Annotated in this window: 23 protein-coding genes and 2 pseudogenes; 12 read left to right on the plus strand and 13 right to left on the minus strand. The window is 71.7% G+C overall.

Annotated features, from left to right (window positions below; all coding sequences use genetic code 11):
- Nucleotides 1–107: 107 nt before the first annotated feature.
- Together ABZU69_RS04375 and ABZU69_RS04380 are read right to left on the minus strand one after the other, a co-directional pair.
- Complete coding sequence (locus ABZU69_RS04375) at nucleotides 108–890, minus strand: ABC transporter permease (protein ID WP_354963003.1); 783 nt, start codon at nucleotides 888–890, stop codon at nucleotides 108–110.
- On the minus strand, nucleotides 887–1,912 hold the full coding sequence (locus ABZU69_RS04380) for an ATP-binding cassette domain-containing protein (RefSeq protein WP_354963004.1): 1,026 nt from the start codon (nucleotides 1,910–1,912) through the stop codon (nucleotides 887–889). The genes ABZU69_RS04375 and ABZU69_RS04380 overlap by 4 nt, the downstream gene beginning before the upstream one ends.
- Nucleotides 1,913–1,967: 55 nt before the next feature.
- On the opposite strand from ABZU69_RS04380, the gene ABZU69_RS04385 reads away from it, so the two are divergent.
- Together ABZU69_RS04385 and ABZU69_RS04390 are read left to right on the plus strand one after the other, a co-directional pair.
- Nucleotides 1,968–2,690, plus strand: coding sequence for a TetR/AcrR family transcriptional regulator (locus ABZU69_RS04385; RefSeq protein ID WP_354963005.1), 723 nt, complete (start codon nucleotides 1,968–1,970; stop codon nucleotides 2,688–2,690).
- Between the two features lie 367 nt (nucleotides 2,691–3,057).
- Complete coding sequence (locus ABZU69_RS04390; RefSeq protein WP_354963302.1) at nucleotides 3,058–3,294, plus strand: hypothetical protein; 237 nt, start codon at nucleotides 3,058–3,060, stop codon at nucleotides 3,292–3,294.
- On the opposite strand, the gene ABZU69_RS04395 is transcribed toward ABZU69_RS04390, so the two are convergent.
- From ABZU69_RS04395 to ABZU69_RS04405, 3 genes are all read right to left on the minus strand, one after another.
- Nucleotides 3,291–4,136: a tetrahydrofolate dehydrogenase/cyclohydrolase catalytic domain-containing protein gene (locus ABZU69_RS04395; protein WP_354963006.1), complete on the minus strand. Its 846-nt coding sequence runs from the start codon at nucleotides 4,134–4,136 to the stop codon at nucleotides 3,291–3,293. The two genes, ABZU69_RS04390 and ABZU69_RS04395, sit on opposite strands and share 4 nt — an antisense overlap.
- A gap of 189 nt (nucleotides 4,137–4,325) precedes the next feature.
- A complete protein-coding gene (locus ABZU69_RS04400; protein WP_354963007.1) occupies nucleotides 4,326–5,102 on the minus strand; it encodes a DeoR/GlpR family DNA-binding transcription regulator in 777 nt (258 codons plus the stop codon).
- Nucleotides 5,103–5,138: 36 nt separating this feature from the next.
- On the minus strand, nucleotides 5,139–7,142 hold the full coding sequence (locus ABZU69_RS04405) for a beta-galactosidase (protein ID WP_354963008.1): 2,004 nt from the start codon (nucleotides 7,140–7,142) through the stop codon (nucleotides 5,139–5,141).
- Nucleotides 7,143–7,426: 284 nt separating this feature from the next.
- On the opposite strand from ABZU69_RS04405, the gene ABZU69_RS04410 reads away from it, so the two are divergent.
- The 7 genes from ABZU69_RS04410 to ABZU69_RS04440 all read left to right on the plus strand — a co-directional run bounded on the left by ABZU69_RS04410 (nucleotide 7,427) and on the right by ABZU69_RS04440 (nucleotide 14,904).
- Nucleotides 7,427–8,752 (plus strand): ABC transporter substrate-binding protein, encoded by a 1,326-nt coding sequence (locus ABZU69_RS04410; RefSeq protein ID WP_354963009.1) that lies wholly within the window; start codon nucleotides 7,427–7,429, stop codon nucleotides 8,750–8,752.
- Between the two features lie 21 nt (nucleotides 8,753–8,773).
- Nucleotides 8,774–9,730, plus strand: a complete 957-nt coding sequence (locus ABZU69_RS04415) for a sugar ABC transporter permease (RefSeq protein WP_354963010.1) — start codon at nucleotides 8,774–8,776, stop codon at nucleotides 9,728–9,730.
- Nucleotides 9,727–10,638 (plus strand): carbohydrate ABC transporter permease, encoded by a 912-nt coding sequence (locus tag ABZU69_RS04420; protein WP_354963011.1) that lies wholly within the window; start codon nucleotides 9,727–9,729, stop codon nucleotides 10,636–10,638. The genes ABZU69_RS04415 and ABZU69_RS04420 overlap by 4 nt, the downstream gene beginning before the upstream one ends.
- Entirely contained in the window at nucleotides 10,635–12,773 is a 2,139-nt protein-coding gene (locus ABZU69_RS04425) for an alpha-galactosidase (protein WP_354963012.1), read from the plus strand. The genes ABZU69_RS04420 and ABZU69_RS04425 overlap by 4 nt, the downstream gene beginning before the upstream one ends.
- Nucleotides 12,774–12,887: 114 nt before the next feature.
- Nucleotides 12,888–13,280: a YciI family protein gene (locus ABZU69_RS04430; protein ID WP_354963303.1), complete on the plus strand. Its 393-nt coding sequence runs from the start codon at nucleotides 12,888–12,890 to the stop codon at nucleotides 13,278–13,280.
- Between the two features lie 3 nt (nucleotides 13,281–13,283).
- Nucleotides 13,284–14,567, plus strand: coding sequence for a sigma-70 family RNA polymerase sigma factor (locus ABZU69_RS04435; protein WP_354963304.1), 1,284 nt, complete (start codon nucleotides 13,284–13,286; stop codon nucleotides 14,565–14,567).
- A gap of 7 nt (nucleotides 14,568–14,574) precedes the next feature.
- Nucleotides 14,575–14,904, plus strand: a complete 330-nt coding sequence (locus tag ABZU69_RS04440; protein ID WP_354963013.1) for a multidrug efflux SMR transporter — start codon at nucleotides 14,575–14,577, stop codon at nucleotides 14,902–14,904.
- Between the two features lie 45 nt (nucleotides 14,905–14,949).
- On the opposite strand, the gene ABZU69_RS04445 is transcribed toward ABZU69_RS04440, so the two are convergent.
- A complete protein-coding gene (locus ABZU69_RS04445; protein WP_354963014.1) occupies nucleotides 14,950–16,314 on the minus strand; it encodes a cellulase family glycosylhydrolase in 1,365 nt (454 codons plus the stop codon).
- A 380-nt stretch (nucleotides 16,315–16,694) separates the two neighbouring features.
- Between ABZU69_RS04445 and ABZU69_RS04450 the strand changes: the two genes are divergently transcribed.
- On the plus strand, nucleotides 16,695–17,657 hold the full coding sequence (locus ABZU69_RS04450) for a TIGR03557 family F420-dependent LLM class oxidoreductase (RefSeq protein WP_354963015.1): 963 nt from the start codon (nucleotides 16,695–16,697) through the stop codon (nucleotides 17,655–17,657).
- Between the two features lie 417 nt (nucleotides 17,658–18,074).
- On the opposite strand, the gene ABZU69_RS04455 is transcribed toward ABZU69_RS04450, so the two are convergent.
- From ABZU69_RS04455 to ABZU69_RS04485, 7 genes and pseudogenes are all read right to left on the minus strand, one after another.
- A complete protein-coding gene (locus ABZU69_RS04455) occupies nucleotides 18,075–18,884 on the minus strand; it encodes an endonuclease/exonuclease/phosphatase family protein (protein WP_354963016.1) in 810 nt (269 codons plus the stop codon).
- A gap of 10 nt (nucleotides 18,885–18,894) precedes the next feature.
- Entirely contained in the window at nucleotides 18,895–20,385 is a 1,491-nt protein-coding gene (locus ABZU69_RS04460; protein WP_354963017.1) for a phosphatase PAP2 family protein, read from the minus strand.
- Between the two features lie 80 nt (nucleotides 20,386–20,465).
- Entirely contained in the window at nucleotides 20,466–21,467 is a 1,002-nt protein-coding gene (locus ABZU69_RS04465) for a YihY/virulence factor BrkB family protein (protein WP_354963018.1), read from the minus strand.
- Nucleotides 21,460–22,464 carry a diacylglycerol kinase family protein gene (locus ABZU69_RS04470; RefSeq protein ID WP_354963019.1) on the minus strand — a complete coding sequence of 335 codons (1,005 nt, stop codon included), beginning with the start codon at nucleotides 22,462–22,464 and terminating at the stop codon, nucleotides 21,460–21,462. The genes ABZU69_RS04465 and ABZU69_RS04470 overlap by 8 nt, the downstream gene beginning before the upstream one ends.
- Nucleotides 22,465–22,589: 125 nt before the next feature.
- Nucleotides 22,590–22,769: pseudogene (locus tag ABZU69_RS04475) on the minus strand (Clp protease N-terminal domain-containing protein); the annotation flags it as partial.
- A 189-nt stretch (nucleotides 22,770–22,958) separates the two neighbouring features.
- Nucleotides 22,959–23,141, minus strand: a pseudogene (locus tag ABZU69_RS04480) (Clp protease N-terminal domain-containing protein); the annotation flags it as partial.
- Complete coding sequence (locus tag ABZU69_RS04485) at nucleotides 23,141–23,377, minus strand: HTH domain-containing protein (RefSeq protein ID WP_074318164.1); 237 nt, start codon at nucleotides 23,375–23,377, stop codon at nucleotides 23,141–23,143. The pseudogene ABZU69_RS04480 and the gene ABZU69_RS04485, both read right to left, overlap by 1 nt.
- Nucleotides 23,378–23,545: 168 nt before the next feature.
- Here ABZU69_RS04485 and ABZU69_RS04490 point away from each other — a divergent pair, with 168 nt between their 5' ends.
- A complete protein-coding gene (locus tag ABZU69_RS04490; RefSeq protein ID WP_354963020.1) occupies nucleotides 23,546–24,406 on the plus strand; it encodes a universal stress protein in 861 nt (286 codons plus the stop codon).
- Nucleotides 24,407–24,478: 72 nt separating this feature from the next.
- Nucleotides 24,479–26,872: a phosphoketolase family protein gene (locus tag ABZU69_RS04495; RefSeq protein WP_354963021.1), complete on the plus strand. Its 2,394-nt coding sequence runs from the start codon at nucleotides 24,479–24,481 to the stop codon at nucleotides 26,870–26,872.
- Nucleotides 26,873–26,878 lie beyond the last annotated feature (6 nt).

The raw sequence follows: 26,878 nt of genomic DNA on the forward strand, positions 1-26,878 counted from the left end.
GGAGTCGGACGTTGACTCGTGGGCACCCTATCGGGAGGCCCTGTGAGATGGCTGTGAAGTGCTGGCGGTGGGCACTCCGTGTCGCCATGTCGGCGTGTTGTGTCGTGTCAGCGGCTCGCTCGGCGCCGGAACAGCACGCCGGACGCGGCCACGCCCACCACCAGGAACCCGATGGCCCAGGCGAGCGCGGCCGGGGCCGACTCGGCGACGGGGCCGCCCACCAGCAGCCCACGGACCGTCTCGACCAGTGGCGTCATCGGCTGGTTGCGGGCGAATCCCTGGAGGAAGTCCGGCATCGTCTCCGGCGGCACGAACGCGCTGCTCACGTACGGCAGGAACAGCACCACGAAGGAGAACGCTCCCGCCGCCTCCGCGTTCGTCACCAGCAGGCCGAACGCGGCCGACAGCGCCGATATCCCGCACATGAACAGAGCCAGCAGCCCGAGCAGGGCCACCCAGTCGAGCACCGAGGCCGTCGGCCGGAAGCCGAGGAGGAGCGACACCGCGACCACGACGGCGGTCGAGACCAGGTTGCGCGCCACGCTGGCCACGATGTGCCCGATCAGCACCGCCGAGCCGAGGACCGGCAACGAACGGAGGCGGGCGATCATCCCGGTGGTCATGTCCTGGTTCACCCCCACGCCCGTGGAGGCCGAGCCGAAGGCCGCGCAGATCAGCACGATCCCCGGCACGACATAGGTCAGGTACCGGGTGCCCGTCTCGATCGCGCCACCGAAGACGTAGACGAACGCCAGCAGGATCAGCACCGGCAGCAGGATCGCGGTGATCAACGCGTCGACGCTGCGTACCGATCGTCGCAGACCGCGACCGACCAGCGCGCTCACGTCCACGAGCACGCCGGGCATCCGGGTCAGCTGAGGCGTGGTCATCGGGTCACCGCCACGGCCGACGCCCGCTCGGTCGGCGACTGCCCGGCCGCCTGCTGGGTCAGCGGCTGCTCGGTCAGCGGCTGCTCGGTCAGCGGCTGCTCGGTCAGCGCGAGGAACACCTCGTCGAGGCTGGGGCGGTGCAGTGCGAGCCGGTCCACCTCGATGCCCTGGGCGTGGAGCAGACCGAGCAGGTCTCGTATCGCGGCCGCGCTGCCGTCGGTGGGCACGTGCAGGGATAGCGTCTCGGCGTCCTCCCGGGCGGGTACCGCGTTCGCGGCGAGCACCGCCACGGCGCGGGCGAGCGCGTAGGCGTCGGGCAGGACAAGTTGCGCGGTTTCGCCGCCGACCCGGGCCTTGAGCTGCTCGGCGGTCCCCTCGGCGGCGACCCGGCCGCCGTGCAGCACGGTGATCCGGTCCGCCAGCCGGTCCGCCTCCTCCAGGTACTGGGTGGTGAGCAGGACGGTGACTCCGGCGGCTGCCAGTTCCGCGATCGAGCCCCAGACGTCGCGGCGGCTGCGCGGGTCCAGCCCGGTGGTCGGCTCGTCGAGGAACAGGACCCGGGGCTCGACCACGAGACTCAGCGCGATGTCCAGCCGGCGGGCCATTCCGCCGGAGTAGGTCGACACCCGCCGCCCGCCGGCCGAGGTCAACTCGAAGCGGTCAAGCAGCTCGTCGGCTCGGGCCCGCGCCGCTGCCCTGGTCAGGTGACGCAGCCGGCCCATGAGGACCAGGTTCTCCCGGCCGGTCAGCATCTCGTCGACCGCCGCGTACTGGCCGGTGAGGCTGATCGATCGGCGTACCGCCGCCGGCGCGGACACGACGTCGTGCCCGGCCACCACCGCCCGGCCGCCGTCCGGACGCAGCAGCGTGGAGAGCACCTTCACCGCCGTCGTCTTGCCGGCCCCGTTCGGCCCCAGCAGTGCCGCGACGTTGCCGCGTTCGACCCGCAGGTCGACCCCATCGAGTACGGCGACACCGCCGAACCGTTTCGTGACTGATTCAAGTTCAACTGTGTATGCCATAAACTCAGTGTATGCCATACACCGGGTATAGGATCAACCCCTCATGGAACGCGCGATGTCACCGCTCGAGGCGGTCTGGACGGCCAAGCCCGCCCCCGAGGCACGGGAGGGGCTGTCGCTGGCGCGCATCGTCGGCGCCGCGATCGAGGTCGCCGACACCGACGGCCTCGGCGCCGTGTCGATGAGCCGGGTCGCCAAGAGCCTCGGGTTCACCACGATGTCGCTCTACCGGCACGTCGCGAAGAAGGAAGAGCTGATCCTGCACATGCAGGACGCCGCCGTCGGCCCCCCACCCGCGGACCTGGTGACCGGCCAGGGCTGGCGGTCGGACCTGGACCGCTGGTCGTGGGCCGCGGTCCGCAAGCTCCGCCGCCACCCGTGGATCCTGCAGACGCTGTCGATGTTCGGCCCGCCCGCCACCCCGCACCAGCTCAGCTGGTTCGAGTACGGCCTGCGCGCCCTGGGCCCGACTCCGCTCGACGAGAACGAGAAGGTGTCGGCCATCCTGCTCATCCAGGCGCACAGCTTCGCCGACCTGACGTTCCACGCGGCCGGTGCGCCCACCGCGATCGCCGACGCCGACCCTTACGAGACGCTCTTCACCCGGATCATCGATCCGGCCCGGTTCCCCGCGCTGATGGCCGCGTTCAGCGGCGGTGGCTTCGCGTCGACCGACGACCCCGAGGCCGACCGGGACTGGCTGTACCAGTTCGGCCTGCAACGGATCCTCGACGGTGTCCAGGTCCTCATCGAGCACCGTCTCGCCCGGAAAACCTGAAACCTCCGCCCCTTCCCCCTTGCTGATCAACTCGACATCAGCGAAATCGGGGTATCCCGGTCGCGGGACACCCCGACATCCGCGATACCGAGTCGATCAACTGACGCCACCGCCTGGAAGGGTGCAACCGGAATCAGTGGGTTGCGCGCCCGAACGTGCCGCTCTTGACGCCGCCGACGAGGCTGGCTCGGCTCAGCGGGGAGAACGCCCGCGTGAAGCGGGCGCTGTGCGACTGGCAGGGCGCCTGGTCCGAGCGGCGTCAGCGGTGAGCCCGGGATGGGAACACCAGTACAGCGGGCTCTTCACGCCGCTGCCGCGATTCGCCGTGGAGGCGTACACCGAACCGGCGGAGCCGCCGCCCCGGCACGTGATCCACCTGCCGGTGACGGTCGCCGACCTGGCCGGGGCGCTGGACCTGGCCCGTACGATCGCCCGGTCGTTGGCCTCGACGCCGCAGGTCGACGTCACCGGCGCCACCGTCTCGGCCGAGGACGCGCAGCACGTACGACATTGGGTGTTCTGCGACCGGATCATGCCCGGTCGCCGGCGGTGCGCGCGCCCGGCCGACCACCGCGGGCCCTGCCTGCCCACCGATGCTCCCTAGCCGACCTGACGCTCGGCGGCGGCCACGGCGTTGCGGAAGAGCATGGCCACCGTGGTGGGGCCCACCCCGCCCACTCGGGGGGTGATCGCCCCGGCGACCTCGGCGCACGCCTCGTCGACGTCCGGCAGCAGCCGCCGACCCGCGTACCGCACGCCGCCGCCGATGACGACGGCCCCCGTTTTGACGTGCTCGGGCTGGATGATGCCGGGTACGCCAGCGGCGGCGATCAGGATGTCGGCCCGGCGGGTGTATCGGGGCCAGTCCGCGACGCCGGTGTGCACGACGGTGACGGCCGCGTTGGCGGTGGGGCGCTTCTGGGCGAGGAGGGTGGCGAGTGGCCGCCCGAGCGTGGCACCGCGACCGAGGATGACCACCTCGCGCCCGGAGACCGGAATGCCATGGTGGGCCAGCAACGCCTCGATGCCGGCTGGCGTGCAGGGCACCGGCCCCGGCAGCCCGAGCGCGAGCCGACCGAGGTTCAGCGGATGCATGCCGTCGACGTCCTTGTCCGGGTCGATCCTCTGCAACGCCGCGTCGTAGTCCAGGTGGTCGGGGACCGGGTACTGGACGAGGATCCCGTGCACGGCGGGATCGGCGTTGAAGGCGGCGATCACCTCGTGGAGTTGTTCCTGCGTGGCGTCGGCGGGCAGGTGGCGGTGCGGCGAGGCGAAGCCCAACTGGGCGGCCTGGCGCTGCTTGATGCCGATGTAGCCGGCACTGGCATCGTCGTCGCCGACCAGAACGGTGGCCAGGGCCGGGACGACGCCAGCGGCGCGGAGCACGGCCACCCGCTCGGCAACATCGGCGAGGACCGCGTCGGCCACCGGCTGACCCGGCAGCATAGTGGCAGTGTGCGGGGTGGTCTGCTCATCGGTTGACGGCATGGCTCTCCTCGGCGCGGAAGCCCAGGCGGTCGACCCCCGCGATGAGCTCCCCGATGGTTCTGCCATCCCAGGTGCCGCCAGTCGCGTCGCCACCCATTTTGCCCGACGACCCGGGCAGCGGACCAACCGGCTGGGAGCTGCGGGCCGTCAGCTGGCCTGGACGACGACCAGCTCGCCGACCTGCTCGCCGATCGCGGTACGCGCCTCCGCCGGCAGCCCGACGTCGGTGATCAACACGTCGGCCGCTTCCAAGGGGGCGATGGTGGCGATGCCGATGGTCTCCCACTTGGTGTGGTCGGCGAGCACCACCAGCCGTCGGGCCGCGCCGATCAGACACCGGTTGACCCCGGCCTCCAGCAGGTTGGGCGTGGTGAAGCCGGTCCGCGGGCTGAGCCCGTGCACGCCGAGGAAGAGCAGGTCGACGTTGAGCGCGCTGATCGCCGCCTCGGCCACCGGCCCGGTCAGCGCGTCCGACGGGGTACGGATGCCGCCGGTGAGCACCACCGTCTGATCCGCGCGCGGATTCTGGTAGAGCGCGTCGGCCACCGGGATCGAGTTGGTCACCACGGTCAGCCCCCGCACGTCGGAGAGCAGCGTGGCCAGCGCGGCGGTGGTGGTGCCGGCGGAGAGCGCGATGGCCATCCCCGGCTCCACCATGGTCGCCGCCCGCTCGGCGATGGCCCGCTTCTCCGCCTGCTGGCGGATCGACTTCGCGGCGAAGCCGGGCTCCTCGGCGGAGCCCGGCCCGGCCAGCGTCGCGCCGCCGTGCACCTTGTCCACCAGCCCGCGTTCGGCCAGCACCTCCAGGTCGCGACGGATCGTCATGTCGGACACGCCGAACCGGCTGACGAGCTGACTCACCCGTACGCCGCCACGCTGGCGGATCAGATCGAGGATGGCGGTCTGCCGCTGCTGGGCGAGCACCTGGGGAACCTCCTTCGCGCCGTGACTGTCACCGGGTCAGGCCGGTCCGTCAGCCCGATCCTCCCGGACCACGGCCACCTCGCCGGCCGGCACTGTCAGCTCACCGGCGCACCGTGCTCCGGTCAACAACTCGGTGCCGGTCACCGCGAGCCGTACCTCGCTCCCGGTGTGGTTGATCGCGAACAGCCAGCTTCGCTCACCGTCGCGGCGCCGGACCACCTCCACCCCGGTCGGCGCCGGCGCCGCCGGGCGGACGCCGGCCTCGTCGAGCAGCCGGGCGACCAGCCGATCGGTGGCCGGCTCGTCCAGCCGGGTGCCGACGTACCAGGCGGCGCCCGCGCCGACCGGGCGCCGGGTCAGCGCCGGCACGCCCGGCAACGGCCCATCGGTGTACGAGGCGAGCACCTCGGCGCCCTCCGGGTGCAGCCACTCGGTCCACACGTCGGCCGTGCTGCCGTCGTCCAGCCGCACCTGCTCGCCCTCGCGCAACGGGAAGAACTCCTCGGTCCGTACGCCGAGCAGCTCCCGGAACGCGCCCGGGTAGCCGCCCAGCCGGATGTGGTCATTCTCGTCCACGATGCCGCTGAAGTAGGTGATCGCCACGGTGCCGCCGGCCTCGACGAACCGGCTCAGCGCGTCGGCGTCGGCATCGCGGACCAGGTAGAGGGTGGGTGCCAGGACCAGCCGGTAGCCGCTGAGGCCGGCGGACGGGTGGACGATGTCGGCGGTCACGCCGGCCCGCCACAGCGCGCCGTACAGGGCGGTCAACCGGTCGGCGTAGCGGACGTCCACGCTGGGGTGCGAGTCCAGCTCGACGCCCCAGCACGCCTCCCAGTCGAACAGGATCGCCACCTCGGCGTCCACCCGGCTGCCGCGTACCTCGGCCAGCGCCCTGAGGTCCGCGCCCAGCTGGCAGACCTCGCGGAACACCTTGGTGTCCGGCCCGGCGTGCGGCACCAGCGCGGAGTGGAACTTCTCGGCGCCGGCCCGGGCGGCCCGCCACTGGAAGAACAGCACCCCGTCGGCGCCCCGGGCGACGTGCGCCAGGCTGTTGCGGCGCATCTCCCCCGGCAGCTTCGCCACGTTGCGCGGCTGCCAGTTCACCGCGCTGGTGGAGTGCTCCATCAGCAGCCACGGATCACCGCCCGCGACGCCGCGGGTGTGGTCGGCGGAGAGGGCCAGCCCGAGGTGCGCCTGCGGGTCGGCGGCGGTCAGGTAGTGGTCGTTGGAGACCAGGTCCACGTCGTCGGCCCAGGAGTGGTAGTCCATGTGCTTGATGCCGGTGCCGATCATGAAGTTGGTGGTCACCGGCTGGCGGACCAGCGTCTTCAACAGCTCGCGTTCGGCGCGCAGCTGGGCCCGCTGCTCGTCGGAGGAGAAGCGCAGGAAATCCAGCTGCTGCGTGGGGTTGGCGAAGGTCGGCGCGGTGCGCGGCGGGTTGATCTCGGCCCAGTCGCCGTAGCGCTGGCTCCAGAACGCGGTGCCCCAGGCGTCGTTGAGCCGGTCCAGGTCGCCGTACCGCTCGCGCAGCCAGTCGCGGAACGCCTCGGCGCTGACGTCGCAGTAGCAGTGCACGTTGTGGCAGCCCAGCTCGTTGGAGACGTGCCACATCACCACCGCCGGGTGCTCGGCGTACCGACCGGCGACCGCGCGTACCAGCTCCAGCGACCGCTCCCGGAACACCGGGGAGCTGGGGCAGTACGCCTGCCGCCCGCCCGGCCAGAGGATCGCGCCGTCGGCCCGGCGGGGCAGCGTCTCCGGGTGTGCGCGGGCCAGCCACGGAGGCGGGCTGGCGGTGGCGGTGGCCAGGTCGACCTGGATGCCGCCGTCGTGCAGCAGGGTCAGCACCCGATCCAGCCAGCCGAACTCGAACCGGCCCGGGGTGGGCTCCAGCAGGGCCCAGGAGAAGATGCCGACGGAGACCAGGTTGACCCCGGCCCGACGCATCAGCTCGACGTCCTCCGACCAGGTCTGCTCAGGCCACTGCTCGGGGTTGTAGTCGCCGCCGAAATAGATGCCGTTGCCCTGCCATCGCCGCATGAAAGCTGAGGTTGCACCCGGCAGCCCACGAAAGTCAACAGGTTCCAACATCGACTTCTTTTCCAACGTTTACCACGTAACGGCCGTGTCACGACTGGGTTCCGGGAGGCGAATTGCCCTCTTGACAGCGCCCGGCGGACGGGTAGCTTGAGGCCCCAATGGCCGTTCGTGTTCGCCATTGTGGATTCTCGTGGGATCCGAATGTGCATTCACGGCGCTGAACCTGCCTTCACCACCCCCGACGGCCCTTGGGCGTAGCACCTCTTCATCCGCAGGAGGCACAGATGTCCCGTCCCCGATCCCAAGCCGAGTACCTGGCTCGGCTCGTACCGCCCTCCGTAGCCGGCATCAACCGACGCTCGCTGCTGGCCGGCGCGGCCGGCACGGGCGCGCTGCTCGGCACCGGCCTGCTCGCCGGCTGCGGCGACGACTCCGGCGGGTCCGAGTCGAAGGAGGTGTCCCTCGGCTCGAACCAGTCCGACCCGAAGCCGAAGGACGTCCTCGCCAAGGTCACGGACGGTTTCAAGACCTCGTCCGGCGTCCAGGTCGCGGTGAACACGGTCGACCACAACACGTTCCAGGAGAACATCAACAACTACCTGCAGGGCAAGCCGGACGACGTGTTCACCTGGTTCGCCGGCTACCGGATGCGCTTCTTCGCCCAGAAGGGCCTGGCCAGCGACATCAGCGACGTGTGGGGCAAGCTCTCCGGCTATTCCGACGCCTTCAAGAAGGCGTCCACCGGGGACGATGGCAAGCAGTACTTCGTTCCGGCGTCGTACTACCCGTGGGCGGTCTTCTACCGCAAGTCGGTCTGGCAGCAGCACGGCTACCAGACGCCGAAGACCCTCGACGACCTGACCACCCTCGCCGCTCAGATGAAGAAGGACGGCTTGACCCCGATCGCCTTCGCCGACAAGGACGGCTGGCCGGCGATGGGCACCTTCGACATCCTCAACCTGCGGATCAACGGCTACCAGTTCCACGTCGACCTGATGGCCGGCAAGGAGGCCTGGACCTCCGACAAGGTCAAGAAGGTCTTCGACACCTGGGCCGGCCTGCTCCCCCTGCACCAGCCGGACAGCCTCGGCCGCACCTGGCAGGAGGCGGCGCAGTCGTTGCAGCAGAAGAAGAGCGGCATGTACCTGCTCGGTCTCTTCGTCGGCCAGCAGTTCAGCAACGAGGAGCAGAACGACCTCGACTTCTTCACGTTCCCGGAGATCGACCCGGCGATCGGCGCCAAGGCCCTGGACGCCCCGATCGACGGTTACATGATGGCCCGCAAGCCCAAGAACGAGGACAACGCCCGGAAGCTGCTGGAGTACTTCGGCGGCAAGGCGGCCGCGGACATCACGGTCAAGAACGACCCGGCCACCCTGGTCGCCAACTCCGGCGCGGACGTCAGCGGCTACACCGCCCTGCAGAAGAAAGCGGCCGAGCTGGTCGGGTCGGCCACCGAGATCGCCCAGTTCCTCGACCGGGACACCCGGCCGGACTTCGCCTCCACGGTGATCATCCCGGCGCTCCAGCAGTTCATCAAGGACCCCAAGGACATCGGCGGGCTCACCTCGAGCATCGAGAACCAGAAGAAGTCGATCTTCACCGACTGACGGCGGAAGGGGGAGGACATCGTGTCCGACCTGCCCCTGATCCAAGCGGATCGCGCCGTGCCTTCGCCGGCCGCGACCACCCCCACGGGTGGTCGTCGCCGGCGGCTACGGCTCCTGTCCCGCACCGACCGCGTGGTCATCACGCTGATGGTGCTCGTCCCGCTGCTGCTCGTCACCGGGTTCGTCTGGCTGCCGGCAGCGGCCACCGTGCTGCTCTCCGGCACCAACTGGGACGGCATCGGCCCACTCAACGAGATCGAATTCGTCGGCGCCCGCAACTACAGCGACGTGGTGAACATCTACCCGCCGTTCGTGCCGGCGATCCAGCACAACCTGCTCTGGCTGGCGGCGCTGTTCCTGGTGGCCAGCCCGTTCGGCATGTTCCTGGCCGTCCTGCTCGACAAGGAGCTGCGCGGCAGCCGCTTCTACCAGACCGCACTCTACCTGCCAGTGGTGCTCTCGCTGGCGCTGATCGGCTTCGTCTGGCAGCTGCTCTACTCCCGCGACCAGGGTCTGATCAACGCCGTGTTCGGCAGCAACGTCGACTGGTACGGCGACTCGAACGTCAACATCTGGGCGGTGATGGTCGCCTCCGGCTGGCGGCACGTCGGCTACATCATGCTGCTCTACCTGGCCGGGTTGAAGGGCGTCGACCCGTCGCTGCGGGAAGCCGCGGCGGTCGACGGCGCCTCGGAGAGCAGGACGTTCTTCCGGGTGGTGTTCCCGGTGATGCGGCCGATCAACATCATCGTGCTGGTGGTGACGGTGATCGAGTCACTGCGCGCGTTCGACCTGGTCTGGGTGGTCAACAAGGGCCGCAACGGATTGGAGCTGATCTCCGCCCTGGTCACCCAGAACGTGGTGGGTGAGGCGAGCCGGATCGGATTCGGCTCGGCGCTGGCCACCATCATGCTGGTCGTCTCGCTGGTCTTCATCACCATCTACCTGGCGACCGTGATGAGGGAGAACCGGCAATGAGCACGGCGACCGTGACCCGGCGTACCGAGGGTGGGGTCGAGGCCCCGGCCCGCCGCAAGCTGACCCCGCTCCGGCTGCTGCTGCACGGCTTCCTCATCACCGTCGCACTGACCTGGCTCTTCCCGATCGCCTGGGCGGTGCTCACGTCGCTGCGCTCCTACGAGTACACCGCCGCCAACGGCTACGTCTCGTTCGGCGGCTGGACCCTCGACAACTACGTCACCGCCTGGCGGACCGCGGAGTTCGGCAAGCACTTCCTCAACTCGGTGTACATCACCGTGCCGGCGGTGCTGCTGACGCTCTTCCTCGCCTCCTGCGTGGCGTTCGTCATCGCCCGGTTCAGCTGGAAACTCAACCTCGTGCTGCTCGGGGTGTTCACCGCGGCCAACCTGCTGCCCCAGCAGGCGCTGCTCATCCCACTGTTCCGGCTGTTCACCGAGGTGCCACTGCCGGAGTTCATGAGCGACTCCGAGCTGCTCTACGACAGCTACTGGGGTCTGATCCTGATCAACGTGGCCTTCCAGTGCGGGTTCTGCGTCTTCGTGCTCAGCAACTACATGAAGGCGCTGCCCCGCGACCTGTACGAGGCGGCGATGGTCGACGGGGCGAGCATCTGGCGGCAGTACTGGCAGGTCACCATGCCGCTGTGCCGGCCGGCCCTGGCCGCGCTGGCGACCCTGGAGGTGACCTGGATCTACAACGAGTTCTTCTGGGCCACCGTCCTCATGCGCACCGGCGACAAGTTCCCGGTGACCAGCTCGCTGAACAACCTGCGCGGCGAGTTCTTCACCGACAACAACCTGGTCTCGGCGGGCAGCGTGCTCGTCGCGATCCCCACTCTGGTGATCTTCTTTATGCTCCAGCGGCACTTCGTCCGGGGCCTGACCTTGGGAGCCTCAAAGGGATGACAATCCTGCACCTGCGCCGCGCGCGGACCAGCCTGGTGCTCGACGCGCGCGGCCCGGGGCTGCCCCGGATCGCGCACTGGGGCGGCGACATCGGCGACCTCGACGACGACGACCTGCGCCAGCTCGTCGACGCGACCGTACCGCCGGTGGTGCCGAGCAGCTTCGACGAGCCGACCGTGCTCTCCCTGCTGCCTGAGCCGAGCGCCGGCTGGAGCGGCCGGCCGGGTCTGGCCGGGCACCGCGGCGGCACCGGCTGGTCCACCGCCTTCCGCCTGGACGGCCTCGACGTCGAACCACCCGCCGACGAGGGCTCGGCACGGGTGACCGTACGGGCCAGCGACCCGGACGCACAGCTGTCCCTGACCATCGAGATCGAGGTGGACCCGACCGGGTTGCTGCTGCTGCGCCACCGGCTGCGCAACGACGGCGACGACGCGTACGAGCTGCGCGAACTGACCCCGGTGCTGCCGGTGCCGGCGGTCGCCACCGAACTGCTCGACCTGACCGGCCGGTGGTGCCGGGAGCGGTCCCCGCAGCGGCACTCGTGGCAGTTGGGCAGCTGGGTCCGGGAAGGCCGGCACGGGCGCACCGGGCACGACGCCACCCTGCTGCTGGTGGCCGGCACCGCCGGGTTCGGCTTCGGCCACGGCGAGGTCTGGGCGGTGCACACCGCGTGGAGCGGCGACCACGTCACCTTCGCCGAGCGCCGGCCCACCGGCGAGTCCACTCTCGGCGGCGGTGAGCTGCTGGCCCCCGGCGAGGTCCGGCTCGGCCCCGGCGAGTCGTACGCCACTCCCCTGCTCTACGCGGTCTGGTCCGACGCCGGGCTGGACGGGCTCAGCGACGTGCTGCACACCCACCTGCGGGCCCGGCCCCGGCACCCACGCTCCCCCCGCCCGGTCACCCTGAACGTCTGGGAAGCCGTCTACTTCGACCACGACCTGGACCGGCTGCGGGCGCTCGCCGACCGGGCCGCGCAGATCGGCGTCGAACGGTTCGTGCTCGACGACGGCTGGTTCCGCGGCCGGCGCGACGACACCGCCGGGCTCGGCGACTGGTTCGTCGACGAGGGCGTCTGGCCGGACGGCCTGCAACCGTTGATCGACCACGTGACCGGTCGGGGTCTGGAGTTCGGCCTCTGGGTGGAGCCGGAGATGGTCAACCCCGACTCCGACCTGTTCCGCGCGCACGCCGACTGGTTGCTGGCCGTGCCGGGGCGGCTGCCGCCGCTCTGGCGCAACCAGCAGGTGCTCGACCTGGGTCGCCCGGAGGCGTACGACCACCTGCTGGAACGGCTCGACAAACTGCTCACCGAGCACCCCGGCATCAGCTACCTCAAGTGGGACCACAACCGGGACCTCACCGAGGCCGGGCACCACGGCCACCCCGGGGTGCACGGGCAGACCCTGGCGGTCTACCGGCTCCTCGACGAGCTGCGCCGCCGCCACCCCGGCGTGGAGATCGAGAGCTGCGCATCCGGCGGCGCCCGGGTGGACCTGGGCATCCTGGCGCGCACCGACCGGGTCTGGGCCAGCGACTGCAACGACGCCCTGGAACGGCTCAGCATCCAGCGCTGGACGGGGCTGCTGCTGCCACCGGAGCTGATCGGCACGCACGTCGGGCCGGAACGCTCGCACACCACCCACCGGGTGCACGACCTCGGCTTCCGGGCAGCCACCGCGCTCTTCGGCCACCACGGCATCGAGTGGGACATCGCGTCGATTAGCGCCGTCGAGCAGACCGAGCTGGCCGCCTGGGTCGCGCTGCACAAGCGGCTGCGTCCGCTGCTGCACGCCGGCCGGGTGGTCCGGGTCGACCATCCGGACCCGGCCGTCTGGGCGCACGGCGTGGTCGACCACGACGGCACCAGAGCGGTGTACGCGGTGGCCCGGCTGGCCACCTCGGTGGCGCAGACCCCGGGCGCGGTCCGGCTGCCCGGTCTGGACCCGGGCCGGCGGTACCGGGTGCGACCGGTGTCGGACGTGCCGGCCCCGGCGACCATCGACCGGTCCGCGCCGGCCTGGCTGGCCGGCGGCGTCACCCTCAGCGGGGCGGCACTGGCCCGGGTGGGGGTGCAGGTGCCCGCGTTGCATCCGGAGCAGAGCCTGGTGCTGGAGGTCGACGCCATCGACTGAGAAAATTCCCGGAACATCTCTGGCCGGGGTGTCGAGAACGGTGCCGGCTGCTTCTACCTCAGGGTGAGAGCACCGAAGATGGTGCGCAGGCGTGAGGAGCGAATCGTGAAGTACATGCTGCTGATGCAGTTCAGCGCCGCCGGGACCGACTTCCCGGGCATCGACACCTGGACTCCGGAGGAGATCCAGGCGCACATCGGGTTCATGGGTGAGGTCAACGGCAAGCTCACCGCGGCCGGGGAGTGGGTCGACGGGCAGGGCCTCGGCGGCCCGCAGCAGGCGCGGATCGTCCGCGCCGGTGAGGGCGGGGCGCCGGTGGTCACCGAGGGACCGTTCGCCGAGACGAAGGAGTTCCTCGCCGGGTTCTGGATCGTCGACTGCGACAGCCCGCAGCGGGCGGTGGAGCTGGCCGCGTACATCTCCACCGCACCCGGCCCCGGCGGCCGGCCGCTGAACATGCCGATCGAGGTGCACCCGATCATGTCCGCCCCAGCCCAGGAGCTGTGAGGGCTGGCCACCACCGATCCCCGCGTCGAGGACCTGCTGCGCGAGCTGGCGCCGCAGGTCCTCGGTGTGCTCGCCCGCCGGTTCGGTGACTTCGCCACCGCCGAGGACGCGGTGCAGGAGGCGCTGCTGGCCGCCGCCACCCAGTGGTCGGCGGACGGGCTGCCGGCGAACCCGCGCGGCTGGCTGATCCAGGTCGGCTACCGCCGGATGATCGAGCTGGTCCGCGGCGAGCAGGCGCGGCGCCGCCGCGAGGACCTGGTCGCCCGCCGGGACCCGGACGACCGCCAGCACGCGCCCGCGGCGGACGAGGAGTTGACCGCCGAACGGGACGACACCCTGGTCCTGCTCTTCCTCTGCTGCCACCCGGCGCTCATGCCCGCGTCGGCCGTCGCGCTGACCCTGCGGGCGGTCGGTGGGCTGAGCACCGCCGAGATCGCCCGCGCGTTCCTGGTGCCCGAGGCGACCATGGCGCAACGGATCAGCCGGGCCAAGCAGCGCATCCGCTCCTCCGGGCTGCCGTTCCGGATGCCGGAGCCGGCGGAGCGGGCCGACCGGCTGGCCGCCGTACGGCAGGTGCTCTATCTGATCTTCACGGAGGGGCACACCAGCACCACCGGCCCGGACCTGCGCCGGGTCGACCTGGCGGCGGAGGCGATCCGGCTGACCCGCGCGCTGCACACGCTGCTGCCCGACGACAGCGAGTCGACCGGCCTGCTGGCGTTGATGCTGCTCACCGAGGCGCGCAGCCCGGCGCGGACCGGGCCGTCCGGTGAGCTGATCTCGCTGGCCGACCAGGACCGCGCCCGCTGGGACGCCTCGGCCATCGCCGAGGGCGTCGCGCTGGTCACCCGTGCGCTGCCGCGCGGGCCGGTCGGCCCGTACCAGGTTCAGGCCGCCATCGCCGCGCTGCACGACGAGGCGTCGAGCACCGAGGCGACCGACTGGCCGCAGATCCTGGCGCTCTACGGGGTGCTGGAACAGCTCTCCGGCAGCCCGGTGGTGGCGCTCAACCGGGCCGTGGCGGCCGCCATGGTGCACGGGCCGGCAGCCGGCCTGGCCGCTCTCGACGCGCTGGCCGACGACCCACGGTTGGCCGGGCACCACCGGCTCTCCGCCGCCCGCGCGCACCTGCACGAGATGGCCGGCGACCGAGCCCGGGCGATCGCCGACTACCGGGCCGCCGCCGGGCGGACGAGCAGCCTGCCCGAGCATCGCTACCTCATGGTGCGGGCGGCCCGGCTCGCCGCCGAACCCGGACCGACCGACCCACCGAACACTCAGGACTGAGGACCGCATGGCGTACGTGCTGCTGGGGATCGCCATCGCCGCCGAGGTGCTGGCGACCAGCCTGCTCAAGACCACCGCCGGGTTCACCCGGATCGGGCCGACGGTGGCCTGCCTCGGCGGCTATCTGCTGGCGTTCATTCTGCTGGCCCAGGCCGTCAAGGAGATACCGGTGGGCGTCGCGTACGCCCTCTGGTCCGGCCTGGGCACCGCCACCATCGTGGCGATCGGCGCGGTCTTCCTGGATGAGCCGGTCGGGCTGGCCAAACTCGCCGGCATCGCACTGATCATCGCCGGGGTCGTCATCGTTAACCTGGCCGGGAGCACCGACCACGGCTGAGCACGGTGGCCGGGCCCGGTGCGGGCCCGGCCACCTGCGCGTCGATCAGCTCGCGGTGCAGCTCACCTCCGGCCTGGCGTTGCTGCCGGTCCAGCTGGCGAGGAAGCCGAAACTGGTGCTGGCGCCGGCGGCCAGCCGGCCGTTGTAGGCCACGTTGCGCGCGGTCACCGCGGCTCCGCTGCTGGTCAGCGTCGTGTTCCAGGACTGGCTGACGCTCTGGCCGTTGGCGAAGGTCCACCGGGCGCTCCAGCCGGTGATCGCGGTCGCGCCGGCGGTCACCCGCACCTCACCCTGGAAGCCGCCCCGCCACTGGCCGATGACCGTGTACGTCGCCGTGCACCCACCGGCCGGCGGGGGCGTGGTCGGCGGCGGGGTCGTCGGCGGCGGAGTGGTGGGCGGTGGAGTGGTGGGTGGCGGAGTGGTGCCGCCGAAGACGCTGGCCTCCCGGGCGGTCTGCCGGATGCCGTTGGCGCCGTTGAAGATCCGCTGGCCCCAACTGGTCAGGCCGGCCGGGTTGCAGGCGGTGGCCATGTCGAGATACTCCACGCCGCCGCCGTTGCCGCTCCACGACCAGCCCAGCCAGCCGATCCCGTTGGCCTGGCTGTAGGCGAGGATGGTGTCCTCGTCGGGGTCGCCGTCGGAGTGGTTGAAGGCGAACTCGCCGACCACGATGGGCAGGCCGGCCGCCCGGAAGCGACCCAGGTAGTCGCTGATCTCCGCGGCGGTGTCGAAGACGCCGTACATGTGGATGGAGAAGACGGTGTTGCGGGCCGGGTCGGCGGCGAAGACCGAGGCGGCGTTGTCGCGCATCGTGAACGACCAGTCCTGCCCCCAGTTCGGCGCGTCCACCATGATCGTGTGGGTCAGACCGCCGGCGCGTAGCCGGGTGATCGCGTTGGCGTTGTCGGTGGCCCAGGAGGCGTAGTTCTGGTTGCCGTAGGGCTCGTTGCCGATGTTGACGATGACGTACTTCTCCTGGCCGGCCAGGACGTCGGCGAGACTGAGCCAGTAGTCGACGGCCCGGGCGAGGGTGATCGCGCCGCTCTGCTCGCCGTAGCCGGTGGTGTCGTGCACCTCCAGCACACAGATCAGCCGGTTGGCCTTGCACAGCGAGATGACGTTGGCGACGTCGGCGTTGGTGTTGCGGGTCCACCGGTCGCCGCTGGAGAGCACCACCCGGACGGTGTTCGCGCCGAGCGCCTTCACGTCGGCGAACGAGCTGGTCTGCTGTGGGTACCAGGTGTGCGCGTGGTTGACCCCGCGCATGATGAATTCGGTGCCGTTGGCGTCGTACAGCTTGCCGCCCGCGACGGTGAAACCGGCCGCGGCGTGCGCCGGCTGGCCGAACGCCAGCACGGCGACGAGCAGCGCGAGCAGGGCCGCGCCGGCGGCGGAGAGTCGAGTCTTCATGGCCTTCCTCAGGGAGGACCCCCGGTGCCCGACAGGGGTGGGACGTGACAGGGGAAGGCGGCTGCAGCCCGACAGCCGCCGCCCGGATCCCGGCGGCGCACGCATCAGCGTAGGGCGATGGATTGGTCGGCGCAACCGGTTCAGTGGCCGAGCCGCAGCCGGCGGACGGCCGTGACGGCCCACGCGAACGCGGGCCGTCACGGGGCGGTCATCCCCACCACAGGGTGTGCGCCACACCCGGCACTCTTAACCGGTTAAGACCGACCGTAGGCAGGTCACGGTCATCCGTCAAGCGCCTCCCGTCCGAACCGGACGGGAGGGTTGACCGCTGCCGAGCTGGGTATCCCGGGACGATCCGTCGGCGGGAAGGAGAAACCAGAATGGTCAGCGTCGGCTACACCCTGATGTGCGAGCAGGCCGGTCCGAAGCAACTGGTCGACCACGCGGTACGGGCCGAGGCGGCCGGCTTCGACCAGCTGGTGATCTCCGATCACTACTATCCCTGGCTGGATGCCCAGGGCCACTCCCCGTACGCCTGGTCGGTGCTGGGCGCGGTCGCCCACGCCACCTCCCGGGCGGAGCTGATGTCCTTCGTGACCTGCCCGATCCGCCGCTACCACCCGGCCGTGGTCGCGCAGAAGGCCAGCACCATCGGAGCGCTCTCGGACGGCCGGTTCACCCTCGGCCTCGGCGCCGGGGAGAACCTCAACGAGCACGTGGTCGGTGGCTGGCCGCACGTGCAGCAGCGGCACGAGATGTTCGAGGAGGCCCTGCAGATCATCCGACCGCTGCTCAACGGCGAGTCGCTGACCTTCTCCGGCAACCACTTCGACGTGCCCGACGCCTACGTCTGGGACCGCCCGGAGCAGCCGGTCCCGATGGCCATCGCCGCCTCGGGCCGACAGTCCGCCACCCTGGCCGCCGAGTACGGCAACGGCATCGTCGCCACCGAGCCCGACCGGCACATCATCGAGATGTACGACGACGCGGGCGGCGCCGGCCAGCCGCGCTACGGGCAGGTGGCCATCTGCTACGGCCCGGACGAGGCCGAGTGCCGCAAGATCGCGCACGACCAGTTCCGCTGGTTCGGGATGGGCTGGAAGGTCAACGCCGAACTGCCGGGCCCGGACTCCTTCGCCGCCGCCACCCAGTTCGTCCGCGAGGAGGACGTCGCCGACGGCATCGCCTGCGGCCCGGACGTGGACGCGCACGTCGAGGCGTTCCGGAAGTTCGTCGACGCCGGCTACACCCACGTGGCGATCGTCCAGATCGGCGGGGAGACCCAGCCGATGTTCCTCGACTGGGCGCAGGAGCAGCTGCTGCCCCGGCTGCGCGAGCTGTGAGGCTAACCCGGCCGGGCGGTTCGGTCGGGCCGAACTGCGGCTGGCGCTGGCCGCGCCCCGGCCGGCCGCCGGGCTGACCAGCGAGTGGCGGCAGGTCGGCGGACTGCGGACACACACCCGGCGCAGCACGGATCCCGGGACCGGGGCGCCGCCGATCGTGCTGGTGCACGGCCTGGCGGTCTCGCACCGCTACCTCACCCCGCTGGCCGTCGCGCTCGCCCCCACCCCCGCTTTCACGGACAGGTGAACCCCATGCGCTTCGGCAACACGGAGATCCGCCCGCTCGGCGGTGGCCTCGGCTGCCTCCTGATGATCCTCTTCTCGATCGTGGCCTCGGTCGTGCTGACCGTCCTGCTCAACCTGGTCCTCTGACCCGCCCGGCGCCGTGCGTCCCGGGCCGGGGCGCACGGGCCCGGCTCAGGCCGGGTCGAGGTCCAGCTCGGCGACGACGGGGTAGTGGTCGGAGGCGGTCTCGGCGTCCCCCTCGCGGACCACCCGGACGCACCGGCTCCGCTCGGCCACCGCCGCAGTGCCGAACAGGTAGTCCAGCCGCATCCCCGCGAACTCCTCCCCGCCGAACCGGGTGGGCACGGTGAGGCCGTCGGCCTCCGGTGCTCCGGCGGCGTACGAGAGCCAGAGGTCGACCAGGCCGGCGGCCCGCAGCCGGGCGACAGCGCGGGTGTCCACGGCGCCTCCGGTCCGCTGCAGGTGGCGCCGACGGTAGAGATCGGGCATCCCGGCCAGGCGCGCGGTGTGGTCGACGGTCGGGTCGAGCGAGTTGAGGTCACCGGTGACCAGCGTCAGCGGCCCCTGGGCGCGTCGCACCGCGGCCACCAGCCAGTCGACCTCCATCCGACGCCGTCCCCCGGAGTACGGGTGGAGGTGGGTGCTGAGCACGGTCAGCGGGCCGGCCGAGGTGGCCACCACGACGCGGGCGGCCGCGTGGTGGAACGGCCGACGCAGCGCCCCCGCGGCGACGACCCGAAGCGGCGGCCGGGCCAGCACCGCCACCGGCTGCCCGAAACACGACCGGGCCAGGTGCTGTGTCATCCCCACCCGACCCGCGATCTCGGCCATCAGTCCGCCCCGGTCGAAGCCGCGCAGCTCCTGCAGGGCCAGCACGTCCGGCGCCTGCGCCGTGACGACCCGGACCACCGCGTCCAGCCGGTCGGGGCCGCCCCGGTCCCGACCGCCGGTACGGATGTTCCAGGTCATCACGCGCAGCACGGCGCGGCGCTCAGTCGGCCCGGCCGGCCCGCGCCAGCTCGTCGTCGAGGGTGTCCACGTCCTCCGACTCGATGGCCGGCTGATTGCCTTCCTTCAGGTCGGCGTTGGGGCGGATGACCAGGTAGAGCAGCCCGATCCAGAGCGCGGAGAGCAGGATCGCGCCCATGAAGTCGGTCGGGTGGTGCATCCCGCGGTACATCCGGGACGTGGCCACCCCGACCGGCATGATCACCGCCAGCGCCACGAAGATCCAGCGCCACCAGCGGTCGGTACGCGGTAGCACGATGACGGCGATCGCCAGCCAGACGCAGATGGTCGCCGCGATGTGCCCGGACGGGAAGGAGGAGGTGGGCATCTGCCCGTCCAGGTTCTCCACCGGCGGGCGTGGCCGGTCGACCGCCCGGGCGGAGGCGAGGAAGAGGGTCAGCTCGCCGACCATCGCCAGCGCCACGAACAGCACCGGCCGCCAACGCCGCCACACCGCCAGCACCAGCGGACAGAACACCAGCGAGATCAGCAGGATGGCGTGCGTGTCGCCGAACTTGCTCCACCACCAGCTCACCTCGGTCAGCACCTCGGTGTGCCGATCGGCGAACCAGCGCGGCACCTCGGTGTCGAGCGTGGCGAAGAAGGTGCCCTTGGCGTGGTAGCTGACGTACGTGCCAAAGGCGTACAGCGCCCCGAAGACCAGCACCCAACCGACCAGCAGCTCGGCCACCGCCGAGCGAGGGTGGGCCAGCACGTGCTCCTCGGCCGGGGCGGGGGCGATGTCGTGCCCGGCCTCCGGTTCCAGACCCTCGCTCAGCGGCGGCACCGGGCGCCCCCGCTCGCGCCGCCACAGCCGGAACGCGTACGCGGTGACGCCCAGCCAGGCGGCGCCGAGCAGCCAGCCGGCCAGCACGTCGGAGACGAAGTGCACGCCCAGCGCGATCCGGGTCAGCCCGACCAGCGCCACCAGCACGGCCGTACCGGCGATCGCCGGCCTACGCCACCGGGGCGCCATCGCCGGCAGGAACACCAGCAGCAGCGCCCCGTACGCGACGAACGAGCCGAGCGCGTGCCCGCTCGGGAAGCTGTTGCCCGGCGCGCTGGCGATCGGCACGTCCACGACCGGGCGGAGCCGACCGACCAGCGTCTTCAGGGACGGGTCGAGGATCAGGCCACCGACCCCGGTGATGATCAGATAGACGGCCAACCGTGGCTGCCGCCGGATCAGCAGCCCGACCACGGCGATGGTGACCAGCCAGATGAGGATCGGCCGGCCGCCCAGGTCGGTCACCGCCTGGAGCACGGTGACCAGCGCGTGGTGCGGGGCGACGAGACCGTTGAACCACTCGGCGACCGCGTGGTCGGCGTCCTGCAACGGGCTCCACCGCATCCGGACGAGCAACAACAGCAGCCCGAAAGCCACCCCGGCGCCGGTGACGGCTACCAGGCCGGCGATGCTCCGCTCGGCGAAATGCCCGATCGGACGCCGCGCCACCTCTTTGAGCGCCGTCACCCCGCACCTCCCATGTCCATTGGCGAGGGCGCTTTACCCGATCGGCGCTGCCCGTACACGCGGGCGACCGGCGGCGGGCACTAGAGGGCGGTCATGTCCCCGGTGTCGAAGAGCTCGGCGCGGTCCGATTCGGGCTTCCACAGGTCCGGTTGGGCCGGCTCCTGCACGCCGATGCGCAGCGCCTCCAGCTGGGCGGCGAAGGCCAGCCCGCCGAACAGCGCCATCCCGGTGAGGTTGGCCCAGAGCAGCAGCGCCATCATCCCGGTCAGCGCGCCGTACGTCTGCCCGAAGCCGTCGCTGAACCGCACGTACGCGGCGAGCAGCAGGCTGGCGAGCCACCGCAGCGCGGTGGCGATGCCGGCGCCGAAGAACAGCCAGGACAGGCCAGGCTGCTTGCGGCGCGGCGCACGCCGGAACAGCACCGCGACGGCGAGCACGGTCAGCGCGAGGCTCAGCGGGAAGCGGACCACGGTCCAGATGCCGTCGGCGACCTCGCCCCACTCGTAGTGCTCCCGCACCGAGTCGCCCATCGCGCCGCCGCCCACCAGGATCAGGAAGCCGGCGAGCGCGGGCAGGCCGGCGGTGACGGCCAGCACGGCGGCGCGGAGGTACTTCCACAGCGCCGGGCGGTCCCGCTCCACGCCGTAGATCCGGTTGGCTCCCCGTTCGATCTGGGCCATCGTGGTGGTCAGTGCGACCAGCCCGGTGAGCAGACCGAGGGTGAGCGCCGGCTCACCGGCGTCCTCGACGCGTTCACCCTCGCCGAGCAGCTCGGCCACCATCTGCTCGCTCTGGCCGGGGGTCAGCGCCAGCACGGTGTCGGCGACGATGCGGCCGCCCTCCTCGACGCCCAGCTCGCTGATCAGACCGGTGAGGGCGATCAGGAACGGCACCACGGCCAGGCAGAGTTGCAGCCCGAAGGCCCGGGAGTGGCTGAACCCGTCGCCGTAGCGGAACCGGATGAAGGCGTCCCGCAGCAGGTGCCAGCCGCCCTGGCGGCGCAGGGTGTGCCAGGCGTCGTCAGCGGAGAGCTCCTCGTCGGCCATCAGCCGGGTCTCCGGCACGATCCGGGTGCTACTCACGGCGTGCTTCCTCGATCAGCTGCTCGCCTCGCTCCCCGGCGCTTCGCGCGTCGACGGCCAGGTCGGGGGCCTGCTCAGGCTGGGGCACACACAGCCAGAGCGCCTGGGGTCGGACTTCCGCCCGCAGCCGCCGGCTGGGGGAGATGAGATCGCCGTCCAGCTCCCGGGGCTGGGCCCGGTTGCTGGTGACCACCACGCGCCGACCGCGGAACACCTCCATCTGCGGCACCCGGCCGTTGCGGCGGACCACCGCCCAGCCGAGCGCGAGCCAGTGCCGCAGGTTGCGCGGGGTGAGCACGGCGACGTCGAGCCAGCCGTCGTCCGGCTCGGCCTCGGTGAGCAGCCGCACGCCGCCTTGGAGCCGGCCCACGTTGGCGATCAGCACCGAGCGGGCCCGGCGGCGTACCGGCGGCCGGTCGTCGATGCGGATCTGCACCCGCATCGGCCGGTCCCGCAGGTGACGCGCGGCGCCCACCACGTATGCCGGCCAGCCGATGCGGGCCTTGGTGGTCTCGGAGGTGGCGGCGAGCATCTGGGCGTCGAAGCCCATCCCGGCCATCACCGTGAAGTACCGGTCCTCGACGGCGCCGACGTCGAGCAGCCGCCGGCCGCGCTCGACGGCGACCTGGAGCCCGGCGGCCAGGTCGGTGGAGAGACCCAGGTTGGCGGCGAGCAGGTTGCCGGTGCCCTGAGGCAGCACGGCCAACGCCACGTCGGTGCCGACCAGGGCGCTGACGCAGGACATCACCGTGCCGTCGCCGCCGCAGGCGAAGACCAGGTCGACGCCGGCCTTGACGGCCTGCTCGGTCTGGCCGCGGCCGGGGTCGTCGACGGTGGTCTCGAACCACTGCGGCTCGGGCCAGCCGGCGGCGGCCAGGGCGTCGTTCACGGTGCGGCGCAGGTCGTCGAGATCGGCGACCTTCACCGGGTTGACCACCACGGCGGAGCGCAGTCCACCGTCGCCGCCCGAGGGCCGCCTGTCCTGTCGAGCATCCACGGCGCCAGTGTGCAGCACCGGGGCGGCTTCAGCGAGCCCGCGAGCGGCCCGCGTCGGAAGTGCCACAGACAGGTTTCAACGCGCCGGCCACCGCATCGTCAGGCCGCCGTCCGTAGCGCGCTCTCCACCCGGCGGCGCAGGTCGTCGAGGTCGACCCCGGCCTCGGTGAGCACCAGCGCGCCCATCCCCTGCCCCTCGCGGAGCACCCCGAGCAGGATGTGTTCGGTGCCGATGTGGTGGTGCCGCAGCCGCACCGCCTCCCGCAGCGACAACTCGAGCGCCTTCTTCGAGCGGGGCGAGAAGGGCCCGCCCAGGTACCGCCGGCGGCCCCAGCGTCGGCGCGGCGCCGGCACGGCCTCGCGCAGGGCGTCCGGGCCGAAGGACTGCTCGATGCGGGCCACGATCGCGGCCAGGTCGATGCCGATTTCCCGCAGTGCCGCCGCGTCGGCGTCACCGAGGCCGGCGCCACCGCTGGCGGTGTGCCGGCGGATTCGCTCACGCAGGTCGTCGGCGCGTACGTCGGCGTCGGCCAGCACCCGGCTGGCCAGACCCGCCTCGTCGGCCGTCAGGGCGAGCAGCAGGTGCTCGGTGCCGACCGGGCGCTGGCCCTCGGCCCGCGCCTCCTCCAGCGCCCGCCGCACGACCGTGCGCGCCCGGTCGGTGAACCGTTCGAACATCACGCCTCCCAGGATTGATTGACCGCCGGCCGCCCGGCGTGCTTCTTGTGAACCGCCTGCCGGCTGACCTCGAGCGCGTCGGCGATCTCCTGCCAGGACCAGCCCTGTCGACGGGCGTTGTCCACCTGGACCACCTCGAGCCGCTCGAGCAGCCGGCGCAGCGCGCGGACGGCGCGCAGCCCGACCCGGGGGTCGGTGCTGCCGGCTGCCGCCGCGAGTTCCGTCGCCTGACTCATGTCGTCAACATACGTTGACGGTGCCACTCGTGTCAACCATCGTTGACGAGCTGCCGCCATCACGTCCGGCGGCGCTGCCCGATCCGGCCCGCCATCGTTACCACCCGACTACCCTCGGTCAGGGACAGCGTGGTCGTGCCGGGCGCGACGCCCGGGAGGTGATGTCGGATGGCTACATCCGCCGATGCAGCGGTGCTGGTTGGCCTCGGCTCGGACCGCGACCTCCCGGTCGTTCACCAGGCCGCGCAGGAGGCCTCCGCGCACGGCCGGCCACTGCACCTGCTGCACACCTTCGACTGGCACGCGGCCTTCTCCGCCGACACCGTCGCCGCGCCCCGGGACCACGCCGAGGATCTGATCACGCGGGGCGCGCAACTGGCCCACGGGATCGAACCGGGGCTGACCGTCCGCGGGGAGATCGTCGAGGGCGGCATGTTGCCGATCCTGATCCGTCGATCGGAAGCAGCCTTCCTGCTCGCGGTCGGCGACAGCGGGATGGCCGGCACCGCCAGGTGCATTCCGGCCGACACGTCCGCCGTGCAGCTGGCCGCGCGGGCCGGCTGCCCGCTGCTGGTGGTCCGCCAGGAGCAGCCGCCGCCGGGCCCGGTGCTGGTCGGGGTGGACGGATCGCCCAGCTCGACCCTCGCTCTGGAGTGGGCCTTCGAGTGCGCGGCCCGGCGCTGCACCCGGCTGCTGGCGCTGCGGGTGGTGGAGCCCGACGAGGACACCGACAGGGTCAGCGACCAGCTGGCCGAGGTCGTGGCCCGGTTCTCCACCCGTCGGACGGACGTGGAGGCCCAGTGCCGCGTCATCCGTGGCGATCCCGGACAGGTGCTGGTGGACGTGTCCCGCTCGGCGCAGGTCGCGCTGGTCGCCGCCCGGGGCGACGAACCGGGCCGCGGGATGCTGGGGGCGGTCGCCCAGTCCATGCTCTACCACTCCCCGGCCCCCGTGATCGTCGTCCGAGGGCTGGCCGAGGCCCCGCTCACCGGGCCCGACGCCCGCCCGAACCGGGACCAACGGCCCTGACCTCGGGGCGCAGGCGACGGCGAGGCTGGACGTCGGATGCCCCACTCCCCGATCTGCGAGAGGCACAGCATCATGGACACCGCACTCGATCCGAACCGGTCGATCACCGACGACGAGCTGCGCCGACTGCACGCCTACTGGCGCGCCGCGAACTACCTCACCGTCGGGCAGATCTACCTGCTCGACAACCCGCTGCTGCGGGAGCCCCTGACCCCCGACGACATCAAACCGCGGCTGCTCGGCCACTGGGGCACCAGCCCCGGGCTCAACCTGATCTACGCCCACCTCAACCGGGTGATCGTGGCGCGCGACCTGAACGCCATGTTCGTCACGGGCCCCGGGCACGGCGGGCCGGCCATCGTGGCCAACACCTGGCTGGAGGGCACCTGGTCGGAGCGCTACCACGACGTGTCGCGCGACGAGGCGGGGATGGCCCGACTGTTCCGCCAGTTCTCCTTCCCCGGCGGCATCCCCAGCCATGTGGCGGCGGAGGTGCCGGGTTCGATCCACGAGGGCGGCGAGCTGGGGTACGCGCTGAGCCACGCCTACGGCGCCGCCTTCGACCACCCGGACCTGGTGGTGGCCTGCGTGATCGGCGACGGCGAGGCCGAGACCGGGCCGCTGGCCGGCAGCTGGCTCTCCAACGTCTTCCTCAACCCGGCCCGCGACGGCGCGGTGCTGCCCATCCTGCACCTCAACGGCTACAAGATCGCCAGTCCGACCGTACTCGCCCGGATCCCCGAGGCGGACCTGCTCGACCTCCTGCGCGGCTCCGGCTACCAGCCGTACGTGGTGGCCGGTGACGACCCGGCCCAGGTGCACCGCACCCTCGCCGCGACGCTGGACCGGGCGCTGGACGAGATCGCCGCGATCCAGCAAAGGGCCCGCTCCGGCGGCGTCGTCGAGCGTCCCCGCTGGCCGATGATCATCCTGCGGACGCCGAAGGGCTGGACCGGCCCCCGCGACGTCGACGGCAAGCAGGTGGAGGGCACCTACCGCGCCCACCAGGTGCCGCTGTCACAGGTACGCGACAACCCGGCGCACCTGGCCGAGCTGGAGCACTGGCTGCGCAGCTACCGCCCGGAGGAGCTGTTCGACGCGACCGGCGCGCCGGTGGACGAGCTGCGGACACTGCCGCCGCGCGGCGACCGGCGGATGAGCGCCAACCCGGTCACCAACGGCGGCGTGGTGCTCCGCGACCTGCGCCTGCCCGACTTCCGCGACTACGGCTTGGAGGTTCCCCACCCGGGCGAGCCGATGGCCGGCGCGACCGGGGTGCTCGGCCCGTGGCTCCGGGACGTCATCGCCGCCAACCCGCAGACGTTCCGGCTGTTCGGCCCGGACGAGGTCGCCTCCAACCGGCTGGACGCCGCCTTCGAGGTGACCGACCGGGCCTGGGTGGCGGGCACGGTGCCGGGCGATGAGCACCTCTCCCCAGACGGCCGGGTGATGGAGGTGCTCTCCGAGCACCTGTGCCAGGGCTGGCTGGAGGGCTACCTGCTGACCGGCCGGCACGGCCTGTTCACCAGCTACGAGGCGTTCATCCACATCGTCGACTCGATGCTCAACCAGCACGCCAAGTGGCTGAAGGTGACCCGGGCCATCCCCTGGCGGCAGCCGCTCGCCTCGCTGAACTATCTGCTCTCCAGCCACGTCTGGCGGCAGGACCACAACGGCTTCTCCCACCAGGACCCGGGCTTCATCGACCACGTGGTCAACAAGAAGGCCGAGGTGGTTCGGGTCTACCTGCCGCCGGACGCCAACACCCTGCTCGCCACGATGGACCACTGCCTGCGCAGCCGGCACTACATCAACGTGGTGGTGGCCGGCAAGCAGCCGGCACCGAACTGGCTGACGATGACCGAGGCGATCCAGCACACCCGGCGTGGCCTGGGCATCTGGGAGTGGGCCAGCAACGACGGCGGCACCGAGCCGGACGTGGTGCTGGCCTGCTGCGGTGACGTGCCCACCCTGGAGACGCTGGCCGCCGCCGAGCTGCTGCGTCAGCATCTCCCGGAGCTGAAGGTGCGACTCGTCAACGTGGTGGACCTGATGCGGCTCCAGCCGGACACCGAGCACCCGCACGGCCTGACCGACAGAGAGTTCGACACCATCTTCACCGAGGACCGCCAGATCATCTTCGCGTACCACGGCTATCCGTGGCTGATCCACCGGCTCACCTACCGCCGTACCAACCACGAGAACCTGCACGTGCGCGGCTACAAGGAGGAGGGCACCACCACCACCCCGTTCGACATGGTGATGCTCAACGACCTGGACCGCTTCCATCTGGTCATCGACGTCATCGACCGTGTGCCCGGGCTGGCCGCCCGCGCCGCGCACCTGCGGCAGCAGATGGTCGACGCCCGGCAGTCGGCGCGCGACTACACCCGCCGGTACGGCGAGGACGACCCACAGGTCGCGGAGTGGCGCTGGATCCGCGAAACCGATCCGACCAACCGCTGAGGAGGA

It is taken from the genome of Micromonospora sp. NPDC005206 (assembly GCF_040608175.1).
Taxonomy (GTDB): domain Bacteria; phylum Actinomycetota; class Actinomycetes; order Mycobacteriales; family Micromonosporaceae; genus Micromonospora.